The 17,814-nt window shown below is 70.1% G+C and carries 1 protein-coding gene; it reads right to left on the bottom strand.

Going from position 1 to position 17,814, the window contains the following annotated elements; genetic code table 11:
• Window positions 1-80 precede the first annotated feature (80 nt).
• Window positions 81-17,810, bottom strand: a complete 17,730-nt coding sequence (locus ACWD6R_RS21190) for a glycosyltransferase (RefSeq protein WP_451820104.1) — start codon at window positions 17,808-17,810, stop codon at window positions 81-83.
• Between the last annotated feature and the right edge of the window lie 4 nt (window positions 17,811-17,814).

The following is a 17,814-nucleotide window of genomic DNA, read 5'->3' on the forward strand; positions in this document are numbered from 1 at the left end:
TGCCATTGATTCTCGTCATTTTCTTCGATTGCTGCTGGAGGGGCTCGGTTCCCGCCCCTGTCAGGGAATGTGACATCACGTCACGTCTGCTCGTAGCTCTGGTTCTCGCTCTCGGCCGTCAGCCAGTCCATGGCCTCGTGGAAGTGCCTTCCCTGGCCCTGGAACCGGGCGAACTCGCCGCGTACGAGGTCCCTCACCCCGAACTCCTCACGCAGGTGGTAGTTGAGCACCTGGAGCATCGGGAACGGCCCCGAGGACGCCGGGCCCGACATCTTCATCTCCTTCGCGTTCTCGAGGAGAACGAGATTCCCGGTGACTTTTTGGATCATCCGCTCCATGAAGACCGAGTCCCGCTGCGCGGAAATGAAGTGGTTGCCGTAGCCACCGGTGTCGAGCAGATGGTCGGCTACGCGGCGGATCTGTTCCCTGGTCGGCGGCCCGGTCAGCGGCACATGAGGAACGTTCTCCAGCACGGCCATCTCTCTGAGCGCGCGGCCCAGGCCGTCCACGTCACGGATGAGCGGGCCGAACACAGGAAGGTCGTTCTGCCGGAGCAGTGGGGTGTTCCCGATGACGGAGAGGTCGACCGTTCCGGGGCCCAGGTCCACGTCGGCGTACACCCCGCCGTGCGTCTTGAGGATGCTGTACCGCGCGAGGTCGGAGGCGAAGGGGTACGCACCGCCCGCGCTGGCCTCCCCGAATGCTTCCGCCAGACGCGGGTCGACGACGGGGTCGATCTGCATCCGCGTGAGCCCCGCCGTGGTCCGGATCCTGAACAGTGTGGTCCCGCTCAGATGTGTCCGGGAGTCCGTCCACAGGTTGGTCCGCCATCCGGCGGCGCGGGCCTTGCGGACCCACGCGACGATGTTCGTGAGCGCGGCCGAGGGGAGGTCGCCGCCGAGCCAGACGAAATGGAGCTCCTGCGGAATGGGGGGAGCGGCCTCGGCACCGTCCGAGAGCGCGTCGACCTGCGCGCGCAGATTCTCCAGATAGCCCGGCGGATCGTCCAGTGCCGCCAGCCGGTCCAGGAGGAGCCCGACCGCGTCGTGATCTCCCCTGGCCAGCGAGGTGAAGACGTACTTGCGTACCCCTTCCTCGTTGTCGGCACCGAGCTGCTGCGGGTCTGCCCCTTCCTCCGTGTAGGAGATGTTCAGCGGCCGTTCGGGCTCCGGCTGAGCGGCTTCCTCATGGGCCTGCGCGGGTGGTACGGGCTCTGTTTGCTCGGCCTCCGGGCCGCTCTGCGCCAGGTCGTCGGACATCACCTGCTCCGCACCGTTCTGCGGGGCGGAGTTGAGAGTTTCGAAGATCATGTCCGAGAACGTGGCGGTGTGCGGCACCGGTTCCAGCCGCGGGGCGGGCACGGAGGCCGGGCCGGTTTCGCGTGACTCCCCTGCCACGATCCACTCACCGCGGCGCTGTGTGACGGGGTCCGCGAGCAGACCGAGCACTCCCGTGGCGCGGTCGGAATCGTTCGACGGTCCGGCGTGGCCGACCTCCGTATCGGGCGCGTACCAGAGGCGTCCGGGTATGGCGCCTGCCGCGTCCTTCGCCACGCTCCCGCCGTCGACGCTCCGGATCTTCGCCGTCTCGCACGCGACCAGCACCACCGGAGCCGGGGGCTGTGCCGGGTCCCTGAGCGTCTCCATGAAACGCGCGAACCGAGCGCCGTCGACGACCAGCGGCGTTTCGCCCACCACATGGAGTTCGATGCCGTTCTCGGTGCCGTGCGCGTCGAAGAACAGGGGCTTGACCGGCTCCTTCGTACCCTGCGCAGAGGCGCCGGCCTGCCAGGGGACCTCGCCGGACGGGGAGTCCGAGCCGCCGGCGGTGTCGAGTACGAAACTCCCGTCCTCCGTGGTCCGGTAGTGCGCGAACAGGGCCTCGTCCGAACCGTACGCGGCGTAGAAGTCCTTGCGGGGCGCCCAGTCCTGCGAGGTGTGTGACGCGTAGCCCAGCCTCCGGCCGTCAGCGTCACGGATCACCTGAAGGCCTTCGTAGACCTGGCCGTAGGAGACCTGGCGTCCGTCCGTGCCGGTGAGCACGGCGTCCGGTGTCCGATTGCCGGACGCGGGCGTGAACAGTGGTCCGGCCGAGGGCGACGGGAACGACGAGGGCGGCAGGGACAGACCGTCGTCGGCCGGGGGCGCGGTCCGGCTGTTGGGGAGGATTCCCGGGGACTCGGAGAACGAACCGGTGCCGTCCCGGTGACTGCTCCTGAACGTGCCGGCGAACTTCCTCATCTTCTCCCGCAGAGTGGCGGACCGCGAGACCGGCTCGGGTGCCGGTTCATTCGCATCGGTCAGCGACGCGGTCTCCTGGTTCGCGCTCTCCGAGGTCACCCAGGTCAAATCGATCCAGACGTTCCGGGCCGCGTCCGTGGGCTTGAACCTGTCCGATCCCCTCAGCTGCTGCTTCGCCTCGGTCGGATGCTCCCTCTCCCACTGTTTGTTGTACGCGTTCATCTGCGTGTCGATGTAACCCGGCCCCGAGATGCCGGCCACGTTCCGCGCCTTGATCTCCCCTTCCTTCGCCGCCCGCTCCAACGTCGTCAGGGACTTCATGTCGACCAGGTTCTGCAGCAGATGTTTCAGGAACGGGTTGTGCGCATGGGCCGCGATCAGCTGATTGCCGTACTGGCCTCGCCGGTAGCGGTCCTCGGCCGCCGCACGGATGACCTCGGGGGTGAGGACCTGGTCCGGGTCCGGTGCCTCACCGGGGGCCGGCTTGCCGAACACACTGGTCTCGTCCCGCAGACCGGGCCCGAACATGGGCAGGTTGTCCCCCGTCGGCATCTGCACACCGCCCGACGGCAGGGTGAACGCCCCGGGCGCCAGGTCCACGTCGAGGTACACGCCACCCTGCTTGTAGAGGAGGGCGTACCGGGCGGCGTCCGAGGCCATCGCGAAGCTCCGGTGCTCCTGGCCCGACTTGTAGAGGCGCCGGGCCTTCGACAGCACGTCGTTGGACAGCGCGCCCGTCCACGTTTTCTCGAACAGGGACTTGACCGACGGGCTCGTCACCGGTCCGCTTCCGGCGAGGCTGTCCAGGAACTGACGGTTGGCGGTGCCGCCGCTGTCGTCCGTCCAGATCCGCATGTTCCAGCCGGCTTCTTCGGCCTTGGCCGCCCAGCTCCGAAGATTCGCGCGGGCGGCGGCCGTCATCTCTCCGCCCAGCCAGATGAAGTTCAGTTCCTCGGGGATCGCCCGCGGCTCGCCCGTGCCGCCGCCCAGGCTCAGCCCGACGGATTCTGCGGACAACGGTTCCTCGGGCGGGAAGTTCGGCAGCAGCTCGTCAGCGTCCTGCCGCAGGCCCGGACCGTCCTGGAGTCTCGTCCCGCCTTCGGTGACCTCGCCGGTCCCTCCGCCCTCCCGCGTGAGCAGGGCTTCCAGTTCGGTGGGCTCGCTCGCGGTCACCCACTGGCCCTGTCGCCCGGTTGTCCGGTCCTGGAGAAGCGCCAGCACTCCGGTCGCTCCGCCCGCGGCGGCTCCGGCCGGCGGTCCCACATGGCCGACCGCGACATCGGGGGCGTACCAGCGGCGTCCGGGCACCGCCCGTGCCGCATCCATCACGACGCTTCCACCGTCCGTGAAGCGGACGCCCGCGGTGTCACAGGCCACCAGCACGACCGGAGCCGGAGGCTGGTCGGGGTCTCTCAAGGTCTCCATGAAACGCGCGAACTGGGCACCGTCGACCTCGAGCGGAAGGCCGTCGCCGATGTGGAGCTTGACGCCGTCCTGGGAGCCGTGCGCGTCGAAGAACACCGGCCTGGGTGTGCGCTGCCCGGCCGGGGCGCTCGTGCCGGTGTGCCAGGGAACCGTGTGGGGCGACGCCTCGTCCTCGGCCGCCGGGACGAACTTGCCGCCGTCCGTCGTCCGGTAGGCCTTGAAGGACGTCTCGTCCGCGCGGTAGTTCGCGTAGAAGTCCTTGCGTGGAGCCCAGTCCCGGTCGCTGTGCGAGGCGTATCCGATGACCTCGCCCGTGGCGTCACGGATCGTCCGAAGGCCCTGCCGCGCCTGCTCGAAGGAGACCTTCCGGCCGTCCTTGCCGACGAGTTCCTCCTTCGGTGTCCCACTCCCCTGCTCAAGTCGCTCCGTTGTCGGGTCGAAGCCGGTCAGCAACGTCCCGTCGTTCGGCAGCGGTGCTGTGTCCGAACCGGACCTGCCGCCACCCCACGGTGTCGAGCCCTTGATTCTCCTGACGGTGTCGCCGAGGCGCTTGACCAGCGTTCCCTGCCGGGACGGCGCGGACGCCGTCCCGGGGGCTTCCTGGTTCTCGCTCTCGGCGGTCAGCCAGTCCAGACGCGTCCAGTCCGCCCACTCGGCTGCCCGGACACGGAACTGGGTGGGCGGTGGCCTGAACCGGTAGTTCGTGGCCTCCGGGCCCTTGAGGGACTTGATGTGCACGTCGAACTGCCGTGAGAGGAATCCCGGACCGGTACTGCCGGCCACGTTCTTCGACTTCATGGCCGCCTTGAGGACACCCCTGACGTAGTCGTCCTTGTTGTTGATGTCCGGCAGATTGTCCAGAACCTGCTTCATGAAGCGGCTCCGGGGGTGCGCGACGATGAACTGATTCCCGAAGAGCCCCTGTTTGTAGGCGACTTCGGCGGCGTCCTGAATCCGGTCCGCTTCGACGGGCGCGTTCTCTTCGAGTCCGAGCACCTTCCGTACGCTGTCGAGGTCCTGAAGCATGGGACCGAACATCGGCAGGGTGTCGTCGCCCTTGGGCAGGGTCACGCCCTCGGGGCGCAGCACCACGGCTCCCGGCCCCAGGTCCACATCGAGGTACACCCCGCCGTGCTTGTGGAGGAGGGCGTATCTGGCGACGTCGGAGGCCATCGCGTAGCTGTTCCTGTCACGCGCGGCGTCGTACAGCGCGGACACCTTGGGGGACAGCTTCTCCCCGCCGGGGCTCTTGTCCTTGTCGAACAGGTCCTTGACCCGGCCCTGATGAACGGTGTCGGAATCCACCAGGCCCTTCAGGAATTCCTTATTGTTCTTCCGGCCGTCCCCGTCCGTCCAGATCGTCAGCTTCCACTGTGCTTCTTCTGCCTTGGCCGCCCACTCGCGGATGTTGGCGCGGGCGCCCTCCGTCAGTTCGCCGCCCAGCCAGATGAAGTTGAGTTCCTTGGGCACCGCGACGGGCGGACCGGCTCCGGCGCCCACGTAGTGGATCGGAACGGTGGGGGACGCCTCGCGGGCCGGCGCGGTCGTGGTGCTCTCGGACAGGACCGTGTCCGAGAGCTGCTGTGCGATCTCCGAGTCGGCGTTGAGCAGCAGGCCGTCCGTCGCGAGAGGCACGGCGGGCCGGTACAGGTCGTCCGCGAGGTGCAGCACCACGCCCGACCGCGTGTTCCCTGCCGTGTCCGTTCCAGGAGCGGCGAACGTCAGATGGTTCAGGTCCGACTGGACCACGGTGACCGGGACCCCGAGCACACGGGCCGCGAGCAGTGCCGCCAGGTCTCCCGCGGAGTGGTTCCAGCCCGCGTCCTTGCGGTCGCCGATCTGCCCGTCGCCGGACCGCAGCAGTGTCGTACGGGCCAGCTCCAGGCGCTGGTCGGGGGTCAGCCGGGCGGCCACGGTGTCCGGGAGGCGGCTGCGCGAGGCGGCGTGTTCGGCGGCTTGTGCCTCGCTGAGCACGATTCCCGCGTCGGCCAGTTCCTGCGCGGTGAACCGCTCCTGGGGATCGACCGCGAGGAACTCCGCGAGTTCGTCGCGGTCCGCCATCAGCCGGTCGGCGAGGCGTTGCCTCAAGTGCTCGACATCGGCGGCGGAAAGACTTCTGCCGGACGCGTGGAGCCCCAGCTCGGCGAGGGGCCCCGGATGGGCGCGCTCTACCGCGTCGAGGAGGGACCGGTGGAAGCTCGTACCGATGTCGAGGTGCGCGGGTCCGGTGGAGGTCGGCTCCACGAGGTGGAGGACGCGGCCGTCCGGCGACTTCAGACTGACCGGGCGCCCCTGTGAGTCCTCGCCCTCGGCGGTGTAGGGCTCGGGGGCGGACTTCGCGTCGGCCGGGCGGACGTAGCCCTCGGGTTCGGGCGCGGGGTGCCAGGGGGTGACGACGCGGGGGGCGCTGCCTTCGGCCTGCGGCTCCAGGACCCCTCGGGTGGATACGTCCACCGCTTCGAAGTTCGCCTGCACCAGGGCGAGTTCGCGGTAGTCGGCTGTCAGCTGTGCGACTACCCGGTCATACACCGACCGCGCGTTCTTCAGCTCGGCATCGACCGCGTCGAGCCGTCCCTCGGTCTCCGCCCGGTCCGTTGCCTTTCGGGCTCGGGCTTCCTGGAGCTCGGCAGCCCTCAGGGGTGACCGCGCGGCCAGTACGGCCTCCAGCGACGACCGGTAGGCGGCGTCCGCCGTCCCCAGGCGCTGCGCCCAGCCCGCCGCCTTGATCTGTTCCCGGCGTACGGCGTCCGTGTCCGACAGCGGCCCGGCGTTGTCGAGCCAGACCTCCGTACGGGCGAGGACGTCCTCCCGCGTGACGAGGCGCGGCGGTCCGGTGAGGTCGGCGGCCGGGCCCTCGTGGGACACCGTGCTTTCGAGGGACACCGGCCCTTCGAGGGCTTCGGTGAGCGGCGGGTATCCGGCGACGGTGGCCGGAGTCTGTTCGGTGGCCGCAGCGGCGGCCGGCTCGCTCCAGGCGACCGGCGGCGTGCCGGAGGGGCGGGTACCGGTGATCGTGTAGTGGTCGACCGCCTTCCAGGCGGCCTCGGATGCAGCGGCGAGGTGCTGCTCGGCGGTCGCGAGGCCGCGGCGATGGTTGGCCAGGTCCTGCTGGGCTTCGGCGTACCGGGAGCGGGCCCTGGCGAGCCTCTCCCGCGCCGCGGCCACGTCCGTGCCGGTGGGAGCCGGCATCTCCAGGAGGCGCCGGAGCTCCGTGTGGAGGGAGGTGACCTCGCTGTCGAGTGCGCGCAGGCGCCGCTCGGCCGTCTCCGCCTTCGTGGCGGCCTTGGTGTACTTCTTGGTCTGCTCCTTGACGGTGCCCGCAGCGGCCTCGACCTCGGGCGGCAGCAGTTTGTGCTCCCCGGCGACGTCGAACGACACCCACATCGTCACCCCGTCCTGCACCGTGTGCTCGACGGTGACCGGCGGCCGGGTCCCGGGCCTGAGCAACGACGGGACGACCGGCAGGTCCGCGATGCGGTGCGATGCCTTCGCCGTCTGGAGTATGTGCAGGGGTGCCTGGATGAGCACGGCGCCGCCGGCGAAGGGCTTGAGCGTGGTCAGCGCGGAGGTTCGGCGGTCGGCGGCACCGCCCGCCGCGTCGGAGTCCGTCCAGCCCGGCACGGTGGCCGTGGCCTGCACCAAGGGCTGCGTCTGGAAGGCCGGTCCCGCGGTCATCGACGGCATGTGCGATTCGGTGGTGTCACCCGTGTAGGTGTCGTTGTCCATGGTCCGCCGGCTGCCGCCGAGTCCCGCGCCCGGGTCCACGGCCAGCAGCCGGGCCCGCGACAGATCGACGTCGGCGGAGATCTTCAGGGTCGCGTCCGTCCCGCCGATCGTCGACGTGGTGTCGTGCAGCGTGACGGTCAGGCTGTCGCGGATCATCTGCGGAAGGTAGGCGCTCAGCACGTCGGTGCTGATGCCCCCCTTGAGGACTTCGCCGGCGGCGGTGCCGGGCCGCGTCAGTACCGTCTTCCGCACATAACGGCCATTGCTGTTCGTGGGCATCTCCGTCGCGGCGTCTGTCGTGGCGCCGCGTCCCTGGACAGCGAGGTCGACGGCGTACGCTGCGGCGTCCCGGAGTGCGGTGATGCCGCCAACGGTGGTGACGACGACACTCTCCGGGCCGGTGGCGAACAGGTTCCTGCCCGCCGCGTTGCGCTCCCGGAGCGCAACGGCCTGCTGCTGATCCGGGGGAAGCAGCATCGGGTGTGCGGCATCCCGGGGTGTGCGGGCCGCCAGCGGTTCGGTCTTCTGCGTTTCCGTCTTCTTCGGTTCGGTCGTCCGGGCTTGGGTTGTCTGCGGTTCGGTCTTCTGCGTTTCCGTCTTCTTCGGTTCGGTCGTCCGGGCTTGGGTTGTCTGCGGTTCGGTCTTCTGCGGTTCCGTCGTCCGGGTTTCGGTTGTCTGCTGTTCGGCCCTCTGCGGCCGGGCGAGGCTCAGCGGCAGCACCACCTCGGCTTCGCCGACGGGATACGTGCGAGGGACCACTGTCCCGTCGGGCAGCTCCAGGGTGAAGGTGACGCTGAACGTCGTCCGACCGGTCACCACCGGCCCCTCGAAGGCCACTTGGGCGCTGACGGCGTCGGTGACCGCGTGTGCCAGGGAGGACGAGTGCGTGGACCCGACCCGGTCGTCGAGGGTGAAGCCGCCGCTCCGGAGAGCCGGACGGTCCCAGATGGTGGGCACCTCGCCGAGCCGGTAGCCGGCCTCGTACCCGCGCGCCAGCTTCTCCGTGACGGTCTCCGCCGTGGACGTGGGCCGGGTGATCGTGGGCTTCACGTCGTGGCGCAGCGCACCGGGGGTGAAGCCGGACCGTTCCAGGGTCACCGTGAGACTGGCGTCCTTGGCCGGCCCGATCTTGTTCCGGGCCAGACGCAGGGAGGTGCCGCCGTTCTCCATGCCCGTCTGGAGAGCGCGGATACCGGACGGCGACAGGGTGGTCATCTGCCGTGCCAGGCCGCCGAGCTGGTCGGCCAGCAGGCTCTTGGGCCCGAGCCAGCTCTTGTGCTTCGGCAGGTCTTCCATCAGGGTGCCCATGAACCGGCTGATCGCCTCGGACATGTCGATGCGGCCAACTGTGAGCGTGGCGTGCGCGGCCGCATCGACTGCGGTGAAGAGCTGCTGGGGCGGCGGAGCGGTGAGACCGTCGTCGAAGAGACCGGCCTTCCTCGCCTCGGCGAGCGGCATCCACACGAGCAGGCCGTCGGGGATCTCCACGACCCGGCCCTGGGGCGGCCGTCCGCGCATCAGTTCCATGGGCGCCTGGAGGAGACCGGACGGCTGGGAGCGGGCCGCGAGGTGCCAGGCCACATCGGCGCCGACCAGGACCATCGGTCCGGTGTACTGGACCGTGTGGGCCGGGTTCGCCGAGAAGGTCTCGGCCGAGGTCGCGGTGCTGGTGCGCTGGTACGGCGACGCGGTGAGACCGTAGGTGCCGGAGGTCTGGAAAGCGTCGGTGTGCTTGGCCCGGAAAGCCAGCAGGGACGAGATGGCGTGACTGCGGACATGGGCGACCGAGTGTCCCGCCCCGCTGGTGCCCGAGCCGATGTTGGAGAGGGCGAGGTCGCTGGAGTCGACGACGGCGAGCACGCGCGTCCCGCGCACCTGGGGCCAGGCGCTGACCGACGCGGTGATGTCGGTGACGGCCGTCCTCCCGAACAGGTCGCTGACATGCTTGCCCGTCTGCGCCGCGTCGCTGAAGTCCGCCTCGTTGCGACCGGTGGTGAACGCCTCGGCCAGCGCGCCGGAGGCGGGGGTCCCGTCCGTCCCGTAGATCCAGGAGTTGCCGGAGACGGAGGCGAGCAGTTCCTTGAGGTGGTGCACCACGACCTCGGGCGAGGTGACGCTCTGCACGGAGTGCAGGCCGCCGAAGAGGGCGTGGGGCGTCCAGTCATCCGTGGAGACGGGTTTCCCGGAGGAGAGCAGTTCGGCCAGAGCCGGGTCCATCGGCACGGGCACGGGGGCCGTAACCGTCTCCGGCCGGTTGAGAGGCAGAGTGGAGGGGACGGACAGCGACGCGGGTACGGCAAGGGTGACGCGGCCGGTGACGGGGGCCGGGGCGGTCTGTCCGTCGCCCTGCCCGGTGGCCAGGACGTCGACGCTCCCGGCGGCCTGCTTCACGAACCACCGGGTGCTGAGCAGCTCCCCGGTCATGGTCCGCGCGATCTGGCGCGGCCGGGTGAAACTGGTGGCTTCAGCGGTGAAGGCCAGGTCGTACGACCACAGGTGCTGCGACCCGGAGCTGGTGATGCCGCCGTCCGGGGTCAGCGTCGGGCCGTACGTCATGCCGTAGGCGGTCTGCCTGCCGTACCGGTAGCCGATGCTCCCGGTGCCGCCGAAGCGCTCGATCCCGGTCAGTCCCACGTCGACGCCGACCGACCAGCCGTGGGTACGGGTGGTCGCGCTGTCCGCGCGGCGGGTCGACAGGACGTTGTTCGCCAGACCCAGATCGTGGTGGGCACCCACGAACTGACGGTTCGTCGCCTCCGCGCGCACGGTGAGAACGACGTACCGCTTGCTGACGGAGTCGAGCTGCTCCAGCTGGATCCGCAGTCCGGTGCTCGTCAGGCGGTCGAGGGAGCCTTCGAGCACCGTACGGGAGAGTGCCTGGCGCAGCAGATGGGTGTTGCGCACCGCGGTGTTGTACTTCCGGTCGCTGCCGCCGTTCCGGTCGCCGTCGACCGCGGTGTCCGGCCGGGGCGGGAGCACCAGGTCGGGGTAGGCGCGGTGCAGCCCGGCCTGGATGCGGTCGACCAGTTCGTCCGTCAGGGAGACCTGGGGCGGAACCGTTTCCGAGTCACGGGTCGCGGCGAGGTCCAGGACCGCGTGCAGGCCGAACGTCGCCGGATTCGACGGCGACAGATACGCGGGGGCGGGGGGCACCTCGGCGTCCGGGACGGGTGCGGTGCCGTCGTCCCAGCCGGCCAGTCTGCGTGCGTCGGCCCGTGGCAACTGCACGGTGGCGGTGAGGAAGGCGCCTTCCTCGTTCGGGCCGTTCCGGTTGGCCTGGGCGGTCCGCTCGGCCGGCTCGGGCGACTCCCATGCGCCGCCCTGCCTGCGCAGCTCGATCCGGAAGCGGACGTCGTAGAGCCCCGAGTGGCCGCGGCTGTTGAGCGTCCGCACGGACTCGGCCGTGTTGCCGCTGTAGCTGCTCTCCGCACGCTGGGTCGTCAGGGCGGCCGATCCCCCGATCTGGAGGCTCAGGGTGCCCGCGGGCTGGAGCAGCGCGAACTGCGGACCGGCGGAGATCCCGACCCCGGCGCCCTGGGTGTTCTTCTTCTCCGTGGTGGCGGTGGAGCGCTGTGCGTCGGCCTTCTTGACCTCGGTCTTGTCGGACGCCTGGAGCAGTGTGGCGTCGACCGGGATCAGCCGGAGCTCGACAGAGCCCAGTGACCGGTTGCCGAGACCGGCGAAGAGCGGGGCACTGACCACCGTCTCGCCGGAGCTCTGCGCGATCATCGTGCGCAGGCTCTCCTCGCCGAACAGATCGGCCAGTTGGTGGCGGAGGAAGCTGCCGGGGGTCGCCTCGGGAAAGTTCGCGAGCGCCCAGTCCAGCAGCCGGGTCTCCGTGGTGACGCTCAGCGGTGCGAGCAGGTGCGGCCGGGCGCCCGGCGCGAACTCGAAGGCGATGGGCAGCCGGTCCGGGATCGCCGGGTCGGTGACGCTGTCCGGGACCCGCCAGGTGACCCCGTCCTGGATGCGGTAGCGCCGCTGCGCGGCGGTGCCGGGCTGCTGCTGGTCCGGGGACAGCTCACGGCCCTTCTTGTCCCAGACGCGCGAGGACTCGACGACGATGTGCAGGTCGCTCACATGCAGATGACTGCCGTCCTTGCCGACCGCGGTCACACTGCTCTGGGCGCGGCTCTCCCGGGTGTACGTGTAGGAGGCCTCCATACGCCGTGCGCTGAGGGACACCGACCCGAACGCACCGACGGTCCCCGCGGAGGGCCCCAGCGGGACCGCCACTCCGAAGGCGCGGGAGGTGCCGAGGGTCTTGGTCTCCGTCGCACCGGGGCGGATACGGAGTTCCGTCTCGATCTTGACGGGGGCGTCGGTGGCCTTGACCTCGGCGGTCTTCGACGCGTCCTTCTTCGACTCGTCGGTCTCGGACTTGTCCGTCTTGGAAGCGTCCGTCCTGGAGGCGTCCGTCTTCGACTCGTCGGTCTTGGACGCGGCGGTCTTGGACCCCTCCGCCTTCGGCTCCTGCGTCTTCGACTCGCCGGTCTTGGACCCTTCAGCCTTCGGCCCTTCCGTCTTCGAGGTGGTCGAACTGCCCTCGTTCCCGTTTCCGTCCTTGTGCAGTACGGACTCGTCCACGGCGGCCAACGCCGACGGCTCGGCGTGGCGGCGCCAGTTGCCGTAGCTCTCCATCGAGAGGGAGATCTCCCGGTGGCCGCCGTCCATGGTCGGCAGGATGAAGGTCCGGGGGCTGAGCAGCGTATGCGGACTCTGGACGAGCACGCGCTTCAACTCGTCGAGCCCGTCGGGGCGCAGACTCCATCGCCTCGCGACGGATTCGGCCAGCACGTCGGCACCTCTGATGGTGATCCGTCCGTGCCCGTGGCCCTTCATCGACTTCGGCAGCATCGCGTTGTCGTCGAACGTGACGAATTCACTGGACTGCTCCTGCGGGAGCGGATCCACGTTGTCGCTCAGCAGCGGAGGGGCGAAGGCCGCCTTCTCCACCTTCACGCCCGGGTTCTCGATCCGGCGGAACACCTCGTCGCGGCGTGCCTCCTCTGTCGTCAGGTCCGGACGGTCGCGGCGTACCCGGTACATCCGCTGCTCGTACTCGTCCGCCGAGAGCGCGTTCAGGGCCTTGTCGCGGGCCGTGGGCTGCTGCGCGCCCGACGAGCCTGCCGGTGAGGAGCCGTCACCGCCAGGGCCGCCCGGCGGCTCCTCGTTCTCCTTCACGGGGATGTCGGAGTCCTTGGGCACGGAAGCCACGGAGTCGGCGTCGTCGTCGGACTTGAGGTCGGACGCGTCATCGGACTTGAAGTCGGACGCGTCGTCGGACTTGAGATCGACGTCGTTGTTCGGTTCGGATTCCGACGTGGTCCGCGTGTCGGTGAGGGACTGCGTGTCGTCCTCGGTCTGTGTACGTACACGACGGGCGTTCGGCGACGGCAGGTCGTCCCGCTCCCGCGAGTGAAGGCTGTCCCCGTCCTTCCCCCCGGACTCCGACGCATCGTCCAGATGCCGCGGAGCCTCCATCAGCTGCTCGCCCGGCTGCACCGGAGCACGCCTGTCCCGTTCGGAGTCGGCCGGCCGCGGGGTCTTCGCCGAGTTGCCGGCACCCTCGTCGACGTTCGTCCGGAAGGCCGGATTGCGCACGGTTGCCGACGGTCCGGCATTCGACGGGCCCGACGTGTTCGTCAGATCCGTGTCCTGGACATCCGTGCGCTTCTCCGACACGGCGTCGTCCACCTTGGGGGTACCGGGCTCATTGCCGGTCGTGACCAGGTTCCGCAGGCGTTCCACCAGCGTGCGGGCGTCGTGGGCAGCCTGTTCGCGTACCTCCTCGGGCAGCTTGTCGAGCGAGCGGTCGATACGGCGGTCGAGGTCCCGCAAGCGGTCCGGAGCACACAGTTCCTGTTCCAGGCGCTCCTGCCCCTCACGCCTCAGCTCCGCCGTCTCGGCGTCGTAGCTGTCGAGGACCCGGTCGATGGCCTGAGGGTCGCCCGCCGCCTCGTCCAGCCTGTTCTGCCATGCGGCGCGGCGTTCGGTGCCGCGCTCCGCCCCCTCGGGGTCGCCGTCCGAGATGGCCTTCAGCCGCCGGTCGCGCTCCAGCTGTGCCATCCGGTCGAGCTGTTCCCGCTCGATGGCCTGCCTCGCCGTGTCGTCCTCGGCGTTCGCGCGCCGGTCTTCCCACTGCTGCCGCTCCTCGCGCGACATCCCAGTGTCGTCCGTACCCTCGCGCAGCCGGTCGAGCCGCTCCTCCAGGATCCGGTCATTCTCCGCCCGGGAGTCCTCGGTCCGGTCCCGGCCGGGGGTGCCGTCACCGCCGGGACCGCCGTCACCGTCCTGCGGCGGGGGCAGCGGCTCCGAGGACTCCTGCTGGTGGCCGCCCTCGCGCATGGCGTCCAGCCTCGCCCGGAAGGACGCCAGTTCGGCCTCCCTGCCGAGGGTGACCGTACGACGTTCGTACTGCGCGTCGAGGTCGCTTCCCCACCCCGGTCCTTCGAACCGGTTCTTCCAGGTGGCCAGCTCCGTCTCGGATGCACCGAGATCCCGCAAGGTCGCGAGCCGTCGCGACGTCTCCAGCTCGGCGTCGTAGTCAGCCTGCACTCTGCGGAGATCCTCGGGGGTCGCCGCCTGCTCCCTGCGGTCCTCCCATTCGAGGAACCGCTCGCGGTCCATGCCCGCTTCTTCCGCATCGGCCCGCCGGTTGTCGGCCAACTGCTTCCGGAGCGCCTCGGGGGTGCTGTCGGCGCGGGCGCTCAGCTCGGACCCGAGGGTGCCGAGACGGTTCTCGAAGTCGTCAAGCAACTGGGTCGTCCGACGGGGATCGTTGGCGAGAGCCGACTGCTCGATGTCGAGGGCATGGCGCAGCCACTCCGTGCGGCGCATTCCCAGCTGCGCGGCCCGCGCCTCGTATCCGCCGTCCATGTGACGGCGGAACTGCTGGAGGCGTTCACCGAGGCCGTGCACGGCGACGAGGTCGCCGAGTTCCCGCAGGCCGTCGGCGGCGTCGGTGTGCCTGCCTGCCCCGGCGTCGTCCCGGATGCGCTCGCTCAGCCGCTGCCGTGTCTCCCTGTCGACGCCCACCCGCCGGGCATCCGCCAGCAGGGCGTCGGTCTCCCGCTCCACGTCCTTGGCCAGCCTGCGCTGCTCGGTGGGGGTCAGGCCTTCGGGTACGTCGGGCAACTGCTCCAGCCGGTTCACCGGGTCGTCGGTGAGGCTGCCCAGTTCGTCGAGACGCGCGATCAGCGAATCGATATCGCCGTCGTTGTGCACGTCGAAGCCGTCGCGGAAGGGAAGTTCGTCCTGTGTCTCCGTACGGAGAGAACTCGGCGGCTCCTCGGTGGCCCGTCCCCTCCCGTCGCTCTCGGTCTGCTCCGTCTCCAGCCGGCTGCCGGCCGGAGGTTCGGTGCCGGGCGGGGTCACGGGAACGTCCGGGAACACGAGGTCCGGTTCATCCGCCGTGAAGGGCTGAACACCGGGTTCGTTCTGCGGGACGTCCGGAAGCTTCACATCGAACCCGTCCGGGGACGGACCTGTGGATGTCCGCTGCTGTGGTCCGCCGGGGGCGATACCGGCTCCCGGGCCCGTGGACACGGTCGGTACGGGGCGCGGCGGCGGCGCGATGCCGCCCGCGCCGCCGAGCGGGAGCACTCCGTCGCCTTCGATACCCGTCGTTGTCCCGTCGGGCTCCGGTCCGTAGATGCCGTCCTGCTCCAGGGCCGCGCGGTACTGCTCACGGAGCTCGTCGACCCGCGCGGGGCGGCCGAGGCCGTCGGAGTCGCCCTCCCGCAGCTTCGCCAGCCGTGCCGCCAGGTCGGAGTCCGAGTCGTCGGAGTTCTGCCGGTCCTTCAGCCGGTCCAGGCGCTCCTGGAGGCGATCGAGGTCGCGCGCCGTCCGGTTTCCCGGCCCGGAGTCGTCGGACCGGCTGGACGACGCCACGCCCGAGCCGTCGTCGGACATCCGCAGAAGGTCGTTCCGGGGTACGTCGGGCAGGTCCGCCAACAGCCGCTCCGCCTCCGGCGACAGCACCGTGCCCAGCGGGGTGTCGGGTACGTCCGGGAGGTCCTCCAGGAGCCTGTTCACGTCCGTGAGGTCCTGCGTCACGTTCTCGTGCACCTGGTCCGGGGAGGGCAGCGTCTCGGGTATGTCCGGGAGGCTGTTCAGCAGGAGGTCCAGCTCCGTCACCGCGTCCGGCGGGACGGGGGGCTCGGGCGTGAGGGAGTTGGTGGTCGAGTCGCCGGAGTTGTTCGCGGTGTTGCTGTTGTTCGAGTTGTTGCCGTTGTTCGAGTTGTTGGTCTCGTCCGTGTTGTTCGTGAAGTTGCGGTCGTTGGCGAAGCTGCTGTCGTGCGTGAAGTTCGTGTCGTTCGTGAAGTTCGTGTCGTTCGAGCTGGTGGCGAAGGAAGGGGCGGACGCCCCGGACAGGTCGTACGGTGCGGCGTTCCCGTCGTCGTCGTGCGAATACAGCGTCTGACTGTCCGAGAAGTCGTCCGCGTCCAGGTAGTACAGGCTGTCGCCGTCCGAGGCGTTGTCGTCGCCGCTCCGCAGCGAGACGTTGTCCGAACCGGAGTCCGAGGCCGAATCCGTGAGCGTGCGGTTGTCGGCGTCGCTCCTCGGGGCGGAGCCGTCGCGCACCGTCGTGCTCGACTCGGTGCTCGGCCGGGACGCGCCGGACGGTGGGGTGGGCGAGTCGGACGAGAAGACCGGGGGGCGCGGCGGCGGCGCGGCCGGGGGGCCCTGGACCGCGTGGTGCACGGCCTGGAAGCCGTGGGCCACTCCCCGGCCCATGACGCCGCCCGCCGCGCCCGCGGCCGCGGTCCAGCCGCTGACCGTGAACTTGTGCTCGGGCCCGAAGATCAGGTTGTACATGCCTTCGGTGACCACGGCGTGGCCCGATTCACCGGCGATCTCACCGACGAAGTTGCCGATCCGGAAGCCGATGTTCCCTTCGATGTTCTTGCTGATCGTCTGTACGAACGAGCCGGGCAGGTCGTGCGAGAGCGCACGTACTCCGCCCTCCCCCAGGTCCTTCACGTACGGCTTGAGCGCGTCGTCCAGCGAATGGGTCAGACCCTGCCAGTCGGCCTTGCCGCCCCAGTTCTTGACCAGCGCCTCGCCGTAGTCGCGGCCCAGGTTCCGGGCGGTCTCGTTGCCGAGGGAGTCCCCGAGGTTCTTCTCGAAGGCGTTCGCGAAGTCCTTGACGACCTCCCGGCCGACCGCTCCGGCGGCCGCCCCCCGCGCACCGTCCACCCCCACATGATTCAGGGATTCGTTGGTCCGGCCCATGATGTTGCCCAGACGCTCGCCGAGCTTGCGGGCGGACTCCTCCGAGATCGCCTGGCCCGCGGCGCCCGCCCCGGCCCTTCCGCTCGCTCCGGCCGCGCCGTCACCCGCCGCACCCGCGCCCTTGCCCAGGCCCGCTCCTGCGGCACCCGCGCCCTTGCCCGCACCCGCACCCGCGCTGCCGGCGCCTTTTCCGGCGCCCGCACCCGCAGCACCCGCGCCCTTGCCCGCGGCACCGGCCCCCGCGCCACCGGCACCCTTACCGAGACCACCCGCACCCGCGCCACCCGCGCCCTTGCCGAGACCACCCGCACCCGCGCCACCGGCACCCTTACCGAGACCACCCGCACCCGCGCCACCGGCACCCTTACCGAGACCACCCGCGGCCTTGCCCGCACCGCCCGCGCCCTTGCCGCCCCCGGCCAGCCCCTTACCCAGCACGTTCGCCGCATCGTTACCGAGGATCTTGCCGAGCCCCTTGCCGGTGAGATTGCCGAGCAGCTTGCCGAGCCCGCCGCCCAGCAGTGCGAACGGCCCGCCCAGCGCACCGCCGATGGCGGCGAACTTCGCGGCGTCCGCGGTGAAGTTCTTGTTCCACTCCGTACGGTCGCCGCGGCCCATCTGGGTGAGCTGGAGGATGGAGTCGAGCAGCAGGCCGCCGACGAGACCGGTGATGGTCTGCATGATGATCTGGGCCAGCAAGAACTTGAGGATCAGCACCGCCATGGAACGGAACGCGGCGATCGCCGCGGCCGCCCAGATCTCCGACAGCCCGGCGGTCACCGGCATCAGGGCCTGGGCCAGGGCTATCTGCACGACGAGCAGGGCCAGTTGGCCGAAGATCATCCACTTGGTGTACTCGATGTCGGCGGCGGTCTTGTGGGCGTTCTTCGACAGCTTGATGGCATCCTCGTAGGCCCGTTCGAGGATGCTCTCATTGCCGTTCGTCCTCTCGACGAACTGCCGGGCGTACGTCACGAACCGCGTCGCGGTCTCGCCCTCGAAGTCCTCGTCGACGCGGCCGACGACCTGCCGCAGAAGCTCCTCCACCTCACGGAACTTCTCGGCCATCTGGCGATACTCGTCACTGACCACCCGCAGGGTGTCCTCGTTCGCCTGCGGGAAGGGCATGCCGGTCAGAGTCTTGAGGAGGGTCGCCCACCCCCCGGAAACCTCAATCGCCATTGTG

This window comes from Streptomyces sp. NPDC005151, from assembly GCF_053599875.1.

Bases quoted from the DNA above. Each gene is read 5' to 3' on its own strand.
- ACWD6R_RS21190 (WP_451820104.1), bottom strand. From the start codon at position 17,810: ATGGCGATTGAGGTTTCCGGGGGGTGGGCGACCCTCCTCAAGACTCTG.